The organism is Flagellimonas lutimaris, assembly GCF_003581615.1.
In the GTDB taxonomy this organism is placed as follows: domain Bacteria; phylum Bacteroidota; class Bacteroidia; order Flavobacteriales; family Flavobacteriaceae; genus Flagellimonas; species Flagellimonas lutimaris.
In genome coordinates this window covers 278,347-294,076 of the sequence record NZ_QXFH01000072.1, presented here as the reverse complement: position 1 = coordinate 294,076, position 15,730 = coordinate 278,347, and the positions used below count along the sequence as shown (strand labels likewise).

The following is a 15,730-nucleotide window of genomic DNA, read 5'->3' as shown; positions in this document are numbered from 1 at the left end:
TCTGCTTACTTTTAGCCATCAAATAAAATAAGATGTCTACAGCTAAAAAAGAATATAAGAGAGTTACGGTAAAATCGTTGGTGGATATGAAAAAGACTGGCGAGAAAATCAGCATGCTCACTTCCTACGACTATTCCATGGCCAAAATTGTGGATGGCGCCAATGTGGATGCCATTTTGGTCGGTGATTCCGCCAGTAATGTGATGGCCGGACACGAAACCACATTGCCCATTACTCTCGATCAAATGATTTATCATGCCACTTCTGTGGTAAGAGCTGCTAAAAGAGCTTTAGTTGTAGTGGATATTCCTTTTGGAAGCTATCAGGGGGATTCCAAAGAAGCTTTGCGTTCAGCTATTAGAATCATGAAAGAAAGTGGTGCGCATGCCGTTAAAGTTGAAGGTGGAGAGGAGATTAGAATTTCCATTAGCCGAATTTTGGAAGCCGGGATTCCTGTGATGGGTCATTTAGGGCTTACCCCACAATCCATTTATAAATTTGGAACCTATACCGTTCGTGCCAAGGAAGAAGAAGAGGCCGAAAAACTAAAATCCGATGCCAAGTTATTGGAAGAATTGGGCTGTTTTGCCATTGTTTTGGAGAAAATTCCGGCAAAACTGGCCAAGGAAGTAGCCGAAAGTGTTTCCATACCTGTAATTGGTATCGGCGCAGGAGGACATGTAGATGGCCAAGTTTTGGTAGTTCACGATATGTTGGGAATGACTCACGAGTTCCACCCAAGGTTTTTGAGAAGATATCTCAACCTTTATGATGAAATGAGTAACGCTATTTCCCAATACGTGGAGGATGTGAAAAGTCAGGATTTTCCGAGCGAAGACGAATCTTATTAAATTACAGCTAGCAATTGTCAATAAACAATAACCAACACTCCACCTCCTCCAATCTTCAAGTGCTCTTTGAAGACAACCACCTAATTGTTATTAATAAGCGAGTTGGTGATATAGTTCAGGGCGATAAAACAGGGGATGACCCTTTGAGTGAGGTCGTAAAGCAATATTTGAAGGAGAAATACAATAAGCCCGGTAACGTTTATTTGGGGGTGGTGCACCGATTGGACCGCCCAACTTCAGGAATTGTACTTTTTGCAAAAACATCGAAAGCCCTTCCTCGTCTCAATAAAATGTTCGCGCAAGGAGAAACCAAAAAATTGTATTGGGCCGTTGTTAAAAATATGCCTTCCCAAGAAAGTGGCGCCTTGACCCATTGGCTAGTTCGAAACCCAAAACAAAACAAATCCTACGCAAACTCCAAGGAAGTTCCAAATAGTAAAAAAGCTGAACTGGATTATAAAATCCTCAAAAAGCTGGATAACTATTATCTGCTGGAAATTGATTTAAAAACGGGCAGACACCATCAAATTAGGGCGCAATTGGCAGCTATTGGCTGTACCATAAAAGGGGATTTAAAATATGGTGCCGATCGAAGCAATAAAGATGGTGGCATTCACCTTCACGCTAGAAGTTTGACCATTACGCACCCAGTAAAAAAGGAACCTATTACGTTTTTGGCTCCTCCACCAGAAGACCCTGTTTGGAATGCTTGTATTAGCGAGTAAGTGCCAAAGCTTTTTCTCTAATTATTTGTCCTACCGGCTTGTTCTGCAAGTGACTTTCCAGCCACGATAAAATGTCCAGATACAGGAACGCCCTTTTTTCGTATGGATGGTTCTCGTATTTCTTCAACTCGTTGTACAACTTCTGGAATTCCCCTTTCAAATCCGTTGGGTAGATATCACCAAGGTTTCTTAAGAATTTGATCATCTCCTTTTGAACCTCATGTAAATCGTTCATTTTCAGCAAGAACTTGTACGTGCTCTTGAGCTGTACTTCCAGGTGGTAGTCCATTCCTGCTTCATAATGCGCCACCAGGCTTAACACTCGGGCAAAGCACATTAAGTCCTCCCGCATCTTTAACTTCTTATTTGAAATTATCTTTTTGAGATAGGCTATACAGTTTTTATTATCTCCATTACCGAAGTAAAGACAGGCAATTTTATAATAAAGCAACATAATGTGATGTTCATCTATCTGCTGTCTGTGTTTTTTGATGCCGTATTCAATAATGTTCACCAAGTATATTCCCTTATCAAAAGTCCCCTCCAAAAAGTGAAGGTTTAATTTATTGGTGTTGATGTATAAAAAGGCCAGTGAACTAATATTATCATTCTTTGGAAACTTGGGATCCTTTACCTGCTCTTCCAAACGCTCCAGGGTCTCCCTAAACTGAGATGCATATTTCACAAAGAACAGTGACTCCAATAAGTAATGGTTCCCCTTTAAGAAGAACACGGGGTTCAGTGGAATCATATGCTTATTTTCATAAAATAGGTCCACCCATTTACTGGCATATTTATAGGCTGACAAAAAGTCTTGAATTAAAAGACTGTACCACAAATGTGCCTTGTAGAGCCATAATTTTTCACGGAACCCAAGTTTTTCAATGTCGTATTTGGGCATATGCTCCTCAAAGTAACTTTTTACTTTTTGAAGGTCCTCATCACTTCTTACATAACCCACTTTCAACATCATTCCATAAAGTTGAAGCGAGAGATTGGACAGCTTGCTGGTCATCACATTTTGTGCGGAAAGCTCTTTTGCCTCAATGGCAAGTTCATCTGCTCTATCCGGGATACTCCGGGTGATATATTGAGTCTCAATAACTTTTTCCAACTCTACAATTTCGTAGGCAACATTCTTCTCTTCATTCTCGATTGCAAAACTCTTGGCTTTCTCCAAAATCTTCAAGCTTTGCTTGTACAGTCCTTTCTGATAAAGAATGGTAGCAAAATCCAGTTGTTCCCGTATCTGAATTCGAACGTTTTGGTTCACCGGGTTCAAACGTAAACTCACTAAAATTTGCTTATACAAATGCGCTTTTAGATTGGAAAGTTGTGATTTTTTGACAATGCCGCTATCCAAAATCTGCCGCTCATCGTACTTCCGCATCTTATCCAAGAGATTAAAAAGAGCCAAAAACTTAGCATCCGTGTTGACACCCAATCGGCCAACATAGAGCTTAAATTGACGTTTTTCTGATTTGGAAAGTGATTTTACCAGTACAAACAAAGCATCCTTATGGGCATTTGTCATCGTAAAAAATATTGTTTAAACTATTGTTTTTCAGTTATTTAAACTTCACCGAAAGCAATTAAGCATTGTAACATACTCTCAGCTGCTTTTCGTCTTCAGCCTGCCTTCCCTATTTTCGTAAGTCATAGAAAAAAACAGGTTGATATAATGGGTAAAGATAAGGTAGAAATTTTTGACACAACACTAAGAGATGGAGAACAGGTGCCTGGTTGTAAACTGGATACCGAACAAAAATTAATCATTGCCGAACGATTGGATGAACTGGGAGTTGATGTAATCGAGGCAGGGTTTCCCATATCTAGCCCAGGTGATTTCAAATCGGTAAACGAAATTGCCAAGTTGGTTAAAAATGCCAGGGTTTGTGGATTGACGCGTGCCGTGAAAAAAGACATCGAAGTAGCAGCAGAAGCCATCAAGGATGCCAAAAGGCCAAGAATACATACCGGAATCGGAACTTCCGAATCCCATATTAAATATAAATTCAACTCTACCCAAGATAAAATCATCGAGCGTGCCGTTGAGGCAGTAGCATATGCCAAAACTTTCGTGGAAGATGTTGAGTTCTATGCGGAAGATGCCGGACGAACAGACAACGAGTATTTGGCTCGCATCTGTGAAGCGGCCATTAAAGCTGGAGCAACCGTACTTAACATTCCGGATACTACGGGATATTGCCTACCGGAAGAGTACGGTGCAAAAATGAAGTACCTAAGAGAAAATGTAAAGGGGATAGATAAAGCTATTCTTTCTTGTCACTGCCACAACGATTTAGGTTTGGCCACAGCGAACTCCATTGCAGGTGTAGTCAACGGAGCCAGACAAATTGAGTGTACCATTAACGGTATTGGCGAAAGAGCGGGCAACACTTCTTTGGAAGAGGTGGTGATGATTATGAGACAGCATCCTTATTTAAACTTGGACACTGATATTAATAGCAAATTGCTTTGGGATACCAGTACCATGGTTTCACAAAAAATGGGAATGCCGGTGCAGCCTAACAAAGCTATTGTAGGTTCCAATGCCTTCGCACACAGTTCAGGTATTCACCAAGATGGGGTGATCAAACAAAGAGAAACCTACGAAATTATCGACCCTAAAGATGTTGGGGTAAGTGAATCTTCCATTGTTTTGACGGCTCGAAGTGGACGTGCAGCATTGGCTTACCGCGCCAAAAACGTAGGCTATGAACTTACAAAGCTTCAATTGGATACGGTATATCAAAACTTCTTGAAGTATGCTGATGTTAAAAAAGAAATTTTGGATGAGGACATCCACGAGATTGTTGAAACCAGCAATATTGGCATGAAAAACTTGGCTTAAATCAAAACAACTGTATGACATTAAAAATAGCATTGCTTCCTGGAGATGGAGTTGGACCCGAAGTGTTGGCCCAGGCAGTAAAATGTTTAAAGGCCGTTGAAGAAACCTTTAACCAGCATTTTATTTTTAAAGAAGCTCCCGTTGGCGCCATCGCCATAGAAAAAACTGGGACTCCCCTACCCGATGCAACTTTAACGTTATGCAAAGAATCTGATGCCGTGCTTTTTGGAGCCATTGGTGACCCAAAATACGACAACGACCCAGATGCAAAGGTGCGACCTGAACAAGGATTGCTTCAATTGCGAAAAGAGCTTGGGTTATTTGCGAACATTAGACCTGTTTTATCTCATCCAACTTTATTGGATAAATCTCCTTTGAAAAAGAAAGTGATCAACGGAACGGATTTTGTAATCTACCGTGAACTAACGGGGGGAATTTATTTTGGAGAGAAAAAATTGAATCCAGAAGGTACGGTAGCTTCCGACCTTTGCGAATACTCCGAAAATGAAATAAGCCGGATTGCCCATTTGGCATTCAAAGCGGCTAAAGGTCGAAAAAAGAAACTCACTTTGGTGGATAAGGCCAACGTTTTGGAATCTTCCAGACTTTGGCGCAAGGTCGTAACTAAAATTGGGGAGAGTTATCCCGAAGTAGCGTTGGACTTTTTATTTGTGGACAATGCTGCCATGCAAATCATCCTAAACCCAAAACAGTTTGATGTTATTTTGACAGAAAATATGTTTGGTGATATTATTTCGGATGAAGGTAGTGTTATCGGTGGTTCAATTGGGCTGTTGGCATCGGCTTCCGTAGGCGAGGAAAATGCACTCTTTGAGCCTATCCATGGTTCGTATCCACAAGCCAAAGGAAAAGATATTGCCAACCCGATTGCTTCTATACTCTCCGTAGCCATGCTTTTGGAGCATTTTGGACTAGCTGAAGAGGCTTGGGCCGTAAAAAAAGCAGTTGACAAATCCCTTAAAAAAGGCATTGTCACCCCAGATTTAAATGAGAACAGTCAATACGGCACCAATCAAGTAGGTGATTTTATAGCTCATAACATCGTAGATATTGAAGATGATTTTAGAATGAACGATGAAAACATTGACTTGGGAAAATCAACAATTATTTAAACTAGCTTTCACTTTCAATTTCTTCTGATGTCAACTCTTTAATGGTATTATTGAATTCTTCTTTGAATTCAACAAACTTTTCACCTGTCGCCGGCCCATTAAAACCTGTATGAATCTTCCGTACTTCCCCGGTTTTATCAATATAAATTGTAGTCGGGTAAGAAAGAATGTGATTCAACATAGGAAGCTTTTCGTTGGCCTTCTGTTTGTTTGAAGTTCCATATTGAGCCAATAAAATTGGGTAAGGTACTTCCTCGCGTTCCTTAAGTCGATTTATTCCTTCGAAAGCCTTCTCTTCTGTTTTCGCATACTCAAAAGCCAAGCCCACAAAAGCTAAATCCAAATCTGGGTTGTTTTTGATGAAATCCACATAAAATCGGGTTTCATCCAAACAATTTGTGCACCAAGTACCCATAATCTGCACAAGCACAGCTTTATCTTCAAATATTGGGTCTTGCAAATCCACCATTTTTCCATCTGTATTTGGAAACGAAAAATCAAACCTGTCGTATCCCTCTCGCAAAAAGGTAAGTTCATTGGAATCTGGAAGTTTAAACGCTTCGTTCCTAGCTCCCATAAATTCCTGAACCGTGTGTTTACCCGAATAAAATTTTCCATTTAAAGTACTATCGGTCACTTGGGCCAAAAACAAGAACACATGGGAACCATCAAATGCAGAAAGCTTCATACTATCGCCTGTAACAACTCCATCCAAGTAACGGTAATCTCCAGTCTTGGTCCTAAACGTCCCTTTTACTTTATTTCCACTTTGCATAAAAATACCCTTTGCCGGATACTCATCTTCAGTATTTACATTGAAATAAGTTTCCCAAACACCCGAAATGTTTACAGCTGCATCTGCTTCCACCTTAAAACGTTCATTTGTGCCATGGGTAGCAGTAAATGGAACCCTTCGCTCCTTGCTCTCTTCAATAAACTCACCTGTAATTTGATCAGGTGTATAAGTGCCGGATATATGTCCTTCAAAAACGGGCATTCGAATATGTATGGAATCCCCTTTAAAAGTGAATTCATCTATAGTGACAACTTCTTCTGCATTAAATACGTTCATCTGGTACTCTCCCTCATCATTTTTGGAAAGTGTAAACTCAAAAGGCAACTTTTGCGATTCGGAAACTTCGATTTTGGCCAGCCAATCGCCGGTTGTCAATTCGATTTTTTCTTCTTTTTCACAAGAGGTCAACACGACTATAAGCCCTACTATAACTATCCCTATCCTATTCATTTAGTGAAAGTTTTTTCCTAAAATAAGTAAATACAATTTAAAACAAAACATCCCTTACGCTCTAAGGTCATTATTATCGTTGAATCTGTTCCCCTATTGTTATATATTTGTCCCCTCTAAAAATGGGGTATGAAGATTTCTTACAACTGGTTGAAGCAATTTGTGCAAATTGATTGGGACGCTCAAAAAACAGGCAAACTTTTAACGGATTTAGGTCTGGAAGTTGAGGGTATATCACAATTTGAATCAGTTAAGGGCGGATTAAAGGGTATCGTGGTTGGACATGTGCTCACTTGTGAAAAACATCAAAATGCCGATAGACTTAAATTAACCACTGTTGATGTTGGACAGGAAGCACCACTGCAAATTGTATGTGGGGCACCTAATGTAGCCGCAGGACAAAAAGTACCGGTAGCCACTATTGGAACTACTCTTTACACCAAAGAAGGAGAAGCCTGGGTAATAAAGAAGGGGAAAATTCGTGGAGAGGCCAGTCAAGGTATGATCTGTGCCGAGGATGAAATTGGCGTTGGTGAAAGCCATGCCGGAATTATGGTATTGAATGAAGAACTGGTGCCAGGAACCCCCTGTTCCCAAGTATTCGAAATAGAAAATGATGAAGTCTTTGAAATAGGCCTTACCCCTAACCGTGCTGATGCCATGAGCCATTTTGGTGTGGCACGTGACCTAAAAGCTGGTTTGGAACAAAAAGAAATTCAAAAAGAACTTGTCACTCCTTCTACCAGTAATTTTTCCATTGACAATCGCTCGTTGAAAGTTGACATTGAAGTTCTAGAAAGCGACCTTGCTCCAAGATATTGTGGCGTCACCATCAGCAATCTAGTGGTTCAAGATTCTCCAGATTGGTTAAAAAACAGATTGAAAGCCATTGGTTTGGCCCCGATAAACAATATTGTAGATGTTACCAATTATGTACTTCACGAATTGGGTCAGCCCTTGCATGCTTTTGATGCATCCAAAATAAAAGGTAACAAGGTTGAGGTAAAAACTTTATCCGCCGGAACCAAATTTACAACTTTGGACGAGGTGGAGCGAGAGTTGCACGAAGATGACCTTATGATTTGTGACGAAGAAAAACCCATGTGTATTGCAGGGGTTTTTGGTGGTCTTCATTCCGGTGTTACGGAACATACAACTTCCATATTTTTAGAAAGTGCCTATTTTGACCCAGTTTCTATAAGAAAGACGGCCAAAAGACATGGATTGAATACCGACGCTTCTTTTAGGTTTGAAAGGGGTATCGATATTAATTTGACAAAATATGCCCTTAAAAGGGCAGCACTATTGATCAGGGAGATTGCAGGAGGGTATATTACATCCGAGATTGCCGATTTGTTCCCTAAAAAGCCACAGGAGAGACAAGTATTCTTGACATTCAACAAAATCAATTCATTGATTGGTCAGGAAATTCCAAGGGATACCATTAAATCCATTCTTTCCTCCTTGGAAATTAAAATCAATAACGTTACAGAATCAGGTTTAGGACTTACCATTCCTACTTATCGAGTGGATGTTACCAGAGAGGTTGACGTTATTGAGGAGATTTTACGAGTGTTCGGCTATAACAATATTGATTTCAAAGAAAAATTGAACGCATCCATTGCCAAAACATCGAGGTTTGAGAACTACAGAATCCAAGATGTGGTCGGAAGTATGTTGGCCTCCAAAGGTTTCTATGAAATTATGACCAACAGCTTGGTTTCATCGGATATTACGTCTGGTGATGAAAGCGCTGTTGAAATGCTGAATCCATTAAGTTCCGATTTATCGGTGCTACGGACTTCCATGCTTCATTCTGGGTTACAGACCGTAAGCTACAACCACAATAGGCAAAAAACAGACCTGAAGCTCTTCGAATTTGGCAAAACCTACCACACAGTGGATGGCCAACATCAGGAAAAGCAGCATTTGGCGATTTTAATATCTGGGAACCGAACGCAAAATAGCTGGGCAGTTGCCTCCAAAAAATCTGAGTTTTTCTATCTGAAAGGAATTGTGGAAAACGTTTTTGAACGTTTGGGTCTCCGGGACATCGACACAAATCCATTATCGGATTCGGATTATGCCGAAGGAATTTCCTATACAAAGAACAATAAGGTCCTTGTATCGCTAGGTTTGGTCAGCAAAGCTGCTTTAAAGCGTTTTGACATCAAACAAGAGGTGTTTTATGCCGATTTGGACTGGGATACCATTTTGGCTTCTGTTAGCACCAAGAATATGGTTTTTCAAGAAATCCCAAAATTCCCAGAGGTTACCAGAGATTTTGCATTGTTATTGGATGATTCTGTTTCGTTCCAAAAAGTGTATGACATTGCTTGGAAGACAGAGAAAAAGTTACTCAAAAAGGTCAACTTGTTCGATGTGTATACGGGTGAAAACCTTCCGGAAGGCAAAAAATCCTATGCGGTCAGCTTTACATTAATGGATGAAAAGAAAACGCTGACCGATAAGCAAATCGACAAGATAATGGGCAAATTATTGTCACAGTATCAGAAGGAATTGGGAGCGGAACTTCGCTAATTACATTTGGGCAGGTAAAATAACACTGTCTATTTCGTGAACCACACCATTATTTTCCAAGTTAAGGTCTGCAGTTGTGATTCTTGCTGTATTACCTACAGGGTCGGTAAGTACGATATCGTAACCATCTAAGTGAGCTTGTAATTTCTTCCCTTGAACGGTTGTAAAACTCGCCGTTCCATTACCTCTGGACATCGCTCGCAATATTCTGGAGGCTGTTAATTGGCCCGCCACAATATGATAGGACAATAAGGATTTTAGGGCACTCTTGTCCTTGGCATTGATCAACTCATTTATTTTATTGTTCGAAAACTTGGCAAAAGCAGCATCAGAGGGGGCAAAAATGGTAAAAGGCCCAGATTTTTCAAGCAAAGCACCCAATTCAGTTGCATTTACCGCACTTAATAAAATTTGATGGTTGTCCAATTTATCGACCGGATATGACAATGAATTATCGGAAGTATTTTGGGCAGTAGAACAAATGGAAAAAGCCATACAAAGGCCTAGTAAAAATTTGGTTGCGGGGGTGTTCATGAGGCTAGGCAAGTTTTAGGCTTGTTCTTTTTTATTTTGATTACACGATTAACTACCAAAAACGTCGATAAGATACATCTTTTTTGCTGACACGCTCTCGTTTTTTACATCATGAGAATCTATTTAACACAAACTTAACATTGTGTTTTTATGACAAATGTCAGTATCGAAAATTCAAATCCTTAAATTTGAGAAGATTACTAAAAAATAGCATGATTTTGAAAGGAACAAACATTGAACACAAACTTCAAAACATTAGAAATAAGAGTAGTGATAGCGAGCAAATTTTAGTTGAAGTTCAGCAAATTTTGAGTGAAGATTCGTTAAAGGAAACGAAAATTACCGATACGCTAGGTTCAAAAAACAATGCTCGGAAAAATAATTTTGAATTTGATCTGCTGGAAACGGACAAAATCTTTCATATTGACCAAATAAAAGAAATCTGTATTGATTATCGCTTGCGCTTTTTAAACAGCTCTTACTTTAAAGGTGAAATTCCTCAGGAAGCTATTTTCAAAATCAAACATTTAGAAACTGCCCACGATACGGAACTTAAAGGTTTTAAGATTATGGCTCCTTCAAAACTATTTAAGTTGGAAGATAAGGACGACCCCTTGCTCTTTGCCCCTATCGGAAACGATTATTACTATTTAATCCACAAATGGGGCAACGACCTGCACCCGTTGCGAAAAGCGTTTGCCTGGCCCTTTAAAAATATTGTGAACCTAGTTCTTCTGGTACTTTTGATCAGTTACTTTGTAACACTAATGGTTCCTGAAGGCTTGTTCTCCAAAAAGAACACCACGGCAGAGTTTTGGATCATCTACTTTTTTATGTTCAAATGCATTGCATCCATAGTGATTTTCTACGGATTTGCACTGGGCAAAAACTTTAACCCGGCCATCTGGAAAAGCAAATACTTTAACGCTTAAGCAGTTACCGCGTACATTTTTTCGCGCTGCTCTTTAATGGACTTATCGGACATATATTCATCAAAGCTCAAGTAACGATCAATGGCACCGTTAGGCGTTAATTCGATAATTCTATTTGCGACTGTGTTCACAAATTCATGATCGTGTGTAGTTAGTAGAATGGTACCCTTAAAGTTTTTCAATGAATTATTGAAAGCCGTAATACTTTCCAAATCCAAGTGGTTGGTAGGTTCATCCAACATTAAAACATTGGCTCGGAGCATCATCATACGACTGAGCATACAACGTACTTTTTCTCCTCCGGAAAGCACGGTACATTTTTTAAGAGCTTCTTCGCCACTAAAAAGCATTTTTCCCAAGAAACCTCTAATGTAAACCTCTTCTCTTTCCTCTTCAGTTTTGGCCCATTGACGCAACCAATCCACTAGATTAATGTCGTCTTTAAAAAATTCCGAATTATCCGCAGGCAAATAAGATTGTGTGGTGGTTACTCCCCATTGAAACTTGCCGCTATCGGGTTTAACTTTATCGGCAATAATATCGTAAAAAGCGGTTGTGGCTCGAGAGTCTTTCGAAAGGATGGCCACTTTATCACCTTTGGCCAAGTTGATATTCACATCCTTGAACAACAAATCACCATCTTCCGAAGTTGCTGACAGTTTTTCAACATTCAAAATTTGATCCCCAGCTTCGCGCTCCCGGTCAAAAATAATCGCCGGATATCTTCTACTTGAAGGTTTTATATCCTCGATTTTTAATTTGTCCAACATCTTTTTACGGGAAGTGGCCTGCTTGCTTTTTGCAACGTTCGCGCTAAATCGTTGGATAAATTCATTAAGTTCTTTGGCCTTTTCTTCGGCCTTTTTGTTCTGCTGGGCCCTTTGACGGGCAGCCAATTGGCTGCTCTCGTACCAAAATGTATAGTTTCCAGAAAATAAGTTGATTTTTCCAAAGTCGATATCTGCAATAGTGGTACAAACGGCATCCAAAAAGTGCCTATCGTGAGAAACCACAATTACCGTATTATCGTAGTTGGCCAAGAAATTTTCCAACCAGTTGATGGTATCGTAATCCAAATCGTTGGTAGGCTCATCCATAATCAATACATCGGGGCTACCGAACAAGGCTTGGGCCAAAAGTACCCGAACCTTTAGTTTGGAATCCAAATCCGCCATATTGGTATAGTGAAGGTCTTCTGTAATTCCAAGATTGGACAACATCGCTGCAGCATCACTATCTGCATTCCAACCGTTCATTTCTTCGAATTTCACCTGTAGTTCACCTATTTTCTCAGCATTTTCATCAGTATAGTCGGCATACAGGGCATCAATCTCCTTTTTTATTTCAAACAAAGGCTTGTTCCCCATCACAACGGTTTCCAAAACAGGATACTCATCGTAAGCATTATGGTTCTGTTCCAAAATGGACATTCTTTTCCCTGGCTCCAAATGTACATGGCCCGAAGTAGGATCAATCTGTCCAGATAATATTTTAAGAAACGTAGATTTACCAGCGCCATTGGCGCCAATGATGCCGTAACAATTCCCTTGAGCAAAGGTTACGTTAACCTCATCGAACAAAACTCTTTTGCCAAACTGTACGGATAAATTCGATACTGATAACATGCAACTATGTTTATTTTTTTGCAAAAATAGCTAAATACGATTCGTAATTCTAATTTAATAGCTCATATTTAAACGATGTAAAAACACCGTTTAACAACATTTAACTACACCTTAACAAGTTTAGCTTTAGGGGTTGCTTATTTTTGGTAGACAAATGAATCGTTCCCTTTATATGGTAAGATTTTTACTCGGCCTCACCTTATTGTCAACTCTTGTATCGTGCTCTGATTCTTCAGAAAACGGTTCTTCAGTTTTTTTTGGTGGTGAAATTGTAAATCCGACTAGCGATTATGTGGTGCTTTACCACAATGATTCTTATGTTGACTCTGTACAACTTAACGATAAAAACCGTTTTTCTTTTCAACTTGATGATATTCAAGATGGTCTTTATCACTTTGATCACACTCCTGAACTTCAATATGTATACTTGAGCCAAGGTGATAGCCTATTGGTGCGCCTGAATACAGTTGAATTTGATGAATCTTTGGTTTATTCGGGAAAAGGAAGTGAAATCAATAATTTTTTAATGGAGGTTTTCTTGGCGAATGAAAAAGAAGAGGCCATTATTGATGACTATTACGAACTTCCTCCTGAAGATTTTGGAAAGAAAATAGACTCTTTACACGCTCTAAAAGTTGAAAACCTTGAAGAACTGGCAATGGACAATGTCTTTTCACCTAGGGCATTGGCCATGGCGGAAGCTTCTATAGATTACAACACATACATCAATAAAGAAAAATATCCGTTTTATCACAAGAAGCAAACAGGCGAAGAAACCATTCATAAACTTGGAGAGGATTTTTATGGTTATCGTAAAAACATAGACCTTGACAATAAAGATCTAACTTATTTTAGGCCATACTTCGATTTCATGAAGTGGCACTTTGGGAACATGTCTTATATGACCTGTTTGGAAAATTGCTCCAACGATAAGAAACCGGTAACTGACCGATTGCATTTTAACAAGCATAAACTCGCTCTTGTGGACAGTATAGTGAAACAAACAGAGCTTAGGGACATACTTTTTAGAAACGTAGCCATGGATTATTTACTAAGGGAACATAACCCAAGTGAAGAGGCTTCTGTTTTTATTGATAAGTTTAAATCACTATCCACTAGCAAGGAGCACCAAGAGGAGATCGACCTTTTATATAGCGGCATAAAAAACCTACAGCCAAATACCACAGTTCCTAATATTGCAGTAAAGAATTTTGCTGATGAAGAGGTTTCTTTAAAAGAACTTGCCAATAACAAAAAAAATACCGTGTTTTATTTTTGGACTGCTGATCAAAAGAGACATTTTATCAACGTTAACAAACACATTACCTCACTAGAAGAAAGATATCCACACTACAACTTTGTAGGTATCAATTTGAGGACCAATTTTACGCAATGGAAGCAACTAATGAATGAGTACAAATTGGACAAGAACAAGCAGTTTTTCGGAGAAAACTTTAAAGAGCTACAAATGGCCATGATCATTGATGGGCTCAACAAGTGTGTTATCGCAAAAGACACCATCGTAGTTGATGGTTTTGCCAATCTTTACACATCCTTATAAATAAAAAGCCCCGAATTTTCATTCAGGGCCTTTTTATAATTATATCTATTCTTTCTCTTTAAGAATTTCCTTTTTTATAATCCTCCAAGAATTTAGCAAGACCAATGTCCGTTAATGGGTGTTTCAAAAGTCCATCAATGGAAGACAAAGGACCTGTCATCACATCGGCACCAAGCTTGGCACAATCAATTACGTGCATGGTGTGGCGAATGGATGCAGCCAATATTTCTGTTTCAAATCCGTAGTTGTCATAAATCAAACGGATTTCCGCGATAAGGTTAAGACCATCAGTGGAAATATCGTCCAATCTTCCCAAGAAAGGGGAAACATAGGTAGCACCAGCCTTTGCTGCCAAAAGTGCCTGCCCAGGCGAGAACACCAAAGTACAGTTGGTACGGATACCCTTATCCGAGAAATATTTCAATGCTTTTACACCATCCTTAATCATAGGGACTTTAACTACGATTTGATCATGCAGTTCGGCCAACTCCTCACCTTCTTTAACCATTCCTGCAAAATCAGTAGCTACAACTTCTGCAGACACATCTCCATCAACAATGTTACAGATGTCCACATAGTGTTTTAAGATATTATCCTTTCCGGTAATGCCTTCTTTAGCCATTAGTGAAGGGTTGGTGGTCACACCATCCAACACTCCCAATTCTTGGGCTTCCTTAATTTGGTCAAGATTGGCAGTATCAATAAAAAACTTCATTTCTAAGTATTTATAATTGGTTCGTAAGAAGTGTAAAATTACAACTTATAATGGTTGAGGAGTAATTTTTCGTAGACTTTGTCGGGTAAAACCTTCTTTAACCTAAGGGAAAACTTTTGTAAAAATGCTCCCACTGGGTTATGCACTTTTGGTTTTTTCTGGTTGATGATTTTATGAACGGCCTCCGCAACTTGAATAGGATCACCCCCACTATCCACATCATCATTAATGGCTCTTAAGGTCTGAGCATACTTTTCTTTGTACGCAGAACCTTCTATTACAGGCGAATGATACCTTCCCGAAGCTATGTTGGTGGCAAAATCTCCCGGGGCTACATTGGTTATGGTAATGCCAAAATCCTTGGTTTCCATACGCAAGGCCTCGGTAATGAGCCCCAAAGCACCTTTAGTGGCCGAATAAAAACCGCGGTATGGCAATCCCATATACCCTGCAATGGACGTAACATTGATTATGGCTCCCCCGCCCTGCTTCCGCATTTGGGGCAAAACCGCCTTCATTACATGTATGGGGCCATGGAAATTGGTATCGAACACATGGAGGATTTCTTCGTGTGGTGTTTCCTCAATCGGGCCGGTAATTCCAACTCCAGCGTTGTTGATCAACACATCCAATCTTCCCTCTTGGGCAATTACTTGAGATACAGCATTCTGAATACTTTCTACATCCTTTACATCCAATTGAACAAGTTCAAAGTTGTCGAAATCGAGATAGTTTTTTGGGTTTCTTGTAGTACCGTAGACGGTAAATCCTTTTGTGGTCAAATACGTTCCGATGGATTTACCAATACCTGAAGAACCACCTGTGATCAGTACAATTTTTTTATCCATGATCATCTGATTTTTGGGTACAAAAAAAGGCAAGCTACCTACATCGCACCGCTACGACCACATACCCTTGCTGCGTTCCCGCCCTGGGGGATTCTGCAGGAGCTGGTCGTGTAGGACTTGCCGACTGCAAATATACGACCTTTTAAATTTGTGGCAATCCCAATT

Annotated in this window: 13 protein-coding genes and 1 other RNA gene; 7 read left to right on the top strand and 7 right to left on the bottom strand. The window is 39.7% G+C overall.

What is annotated here, in order from left to right; genetic code table 11:
• Nucleotides 1-32 precede the first annotated feature (32 nt).
• Nucleotides 33-851 (top strand): 3-methyl-2-oxobutanoate hydroxymethyltransferase, encoded by an 819-nt coding sequence (gene panB / locus D2V08_RS11180; RefSeq protein WP_119608234.1) that lies wholly within the window; start codon nt 33-35, stop codon nt 849-851.
• A 20-nt stretch (nt 852-871) separates the two neighbouring features.
• Nucleotides 872-1,576, top strand: coding sequence for an RluA family pseudouridine synthase (locus tag D2V08_RS11175; RefSeq protein ID WP_119608389.1), 705 nt, complete (start codon nt 872-874; stop codon nt 1,574-1,576).
• Here the strand turns inward: D2V08_RS11175 and D2V08_RS11170 are convergent.
• The gene (locus tag D2V08_RS11170; RefSeq protein ID WP_119608233.1) at nt 1,566-3,110 is read right to left on the bottom strand and encodes a hypothetical protein; all 1,545 of its coding nucleotides are present in this window, start codon (nt 3,108-3,110) and stop codon (nt 1,566-1,568) included. The two genes, D2V08_RS11175 and D2V08_RS11170, sit on opposite strands and share 11 nt — an antisense overlap.
• A gap of 147 nt (nt 3,111-3,257) precedes the next feature.
• On the opposite strand from D2V08_RS11170, the gene D2V08_RS11165 reads away from it, so the two are divergent.
• Both D2V08_RS11165 and leuB read left to right on the top strand, forming a co-directional pair.
• On the top strand, nt 3,258-4,430 hold the full coding sequence (locus D2V08_RS11165) for a 2-isopropylmalate synthase (RefSeq protein ID WP_119608232.1): 1,173 nt from the start codon (nt 3,258-3,260) through the stop codon (nt 4,428-4,430).
• A 14-nt stretch (nt 4,431-4,444) separates the two neighbouring features.
• Nucleotides 4,445-5,563, top strand: coding sequence for a 3-isopropylmalate dehydrogenase (gene leuB, locus D2V08_RS11160; protein ID WP_119608231.1), 1,119 nt, complete (start codon nt 4,445-4,447; stop codon nt 5,561-5,563).
• A gap of 1 nt (nt 5,564) precedes the next feature.
• On the opposite strand, the gene D2V08_RS11155 is transcribed toward leuB, so the two are convergent.
• Nucleotides 5,565-6,809 (bottom strand): peroxiredoxin family protein, encoded by a 1,245-nt coding sequence (locus D2V08_RS11155; protein WP_119608230.1) that lies wholly within the window; start codon nt 6,807-6,809, stop codon nt 5,565-5,567.
• Between the two features lie 129 nt (nt 6,810-6,938).
• Between D2V08_RS11155 and pheT the strand changes: the two genes are divergently transcribed.
• Nucleotides 6,939-9,350 (top strand): phenylalanine--tRNA ligase subunit beta, encoded by a 2,412-nt coding sequence (pheT, locus tag D2V08_RS11150; RefSeq protein ID WP_119608229.1) that lies wholly within the window; start codon nt 6,939-6,941, stop codon nt 9,348-9,350.
• Here pheT and D2V08_RS11145 read toward each other — a convergent pair whose 3' ends face one another.
• The gene (locus D2V08_RS11145; protein WP_119608228.1) at nt 9,351-9,884 is read right to left on the bottom strand and encodes a fasciclin domain-containing protein; all 534 of its coding nucleotides are present in this window, start codon (nt 9,882-9,884) and stop codon (nt 9,351-9,353) included.
• 212 nt (nt 9,885-10,096) lie between these two features.
• Between D2V08_RS11145 and D2V08_RS11140 the strand changes: the two genes are divergently transcribed.
• Nucleotides 10,097-10,816, top strand: coding sequence for a hypothetical protein (locus D2V08_RS11140; RefSeq protein ID WP_182835532.1), 720 nt, complete (start codon nt 10,097-10,099; stop codon nt 10,814-10,816).
• Here the strand turns inward: D2V08_RS11140 and D2V08_RS11135 are convergent.
• Entirely contained in the window at nt 10,813-12,441 is a 1,629-nt protein-coding gene (locus tag D2V08_RS11135; protein WP_119608227.1) for an ABC-F family ATP-binding cassette domain-containing protein, read from the bottom strand. The two genes, D2V08_RS11140 and D2V08_RS11135, sit on opposite strands and share 4 nt — an antisense overlap.
• A gap of 172 nt (nt 12,442-12,613) precedes the next feature.
• On the opposite strand from D2V08_RS11135, the gene D2V08_RS11130 reads away from it, so the two are divergent.
• Nucleotides 12,614-14,002, top strand: coding sequence for a TlpA family protein disulfide reductase (locus D2V08_RS11130; RefSeq protein WP_245980570.1), 1,389 nt, complete (start codon nt 12,614-12,616; stop codon nt 14,000-14,002).
• 58 nt (nt 14,003-14,060) lie between these two features.
• On the opposite strand, the gene fsa is transcribed toward D2V08_RS11130, so the two are convergent.
• The 3 genes from fsa to ffs form a co-directional block, all read right to left on the bottom strand.
• Nucleotides 14,061-14,717: a fructose-6-phosphate aldolase gene (gene fsa / locus D2V08_RS11125; RefSeq protein ID WP_100818495.1), complete on the bottom strand. Its 657-nt coding sequence runs from the start codon at nt 14,715-14,717 to the stop codon at nt 14,061-14,063.
• Between the two features lie 38 nt (nt 14,718-14,755).
• Entirely contained in the window at nt 14,756-15,565 is an 810-nt protein-coding gene (locus D2V08_RS11120; protein ID WP_119608387.1) for an SDR family oxidoreductase, read from the bottom strand.
• A gap of 24 nt (nt 15,566-15,589) precedes the next feature.
• Nucleotides 15,590-15,688, bottom strand: an RNA gene (ffs, locus tag D2V08_RS11115) — signal recognition particle sRNA small type.
• Nucleotides 15,689-15,730: the final 42 nt, after the last annotated feature.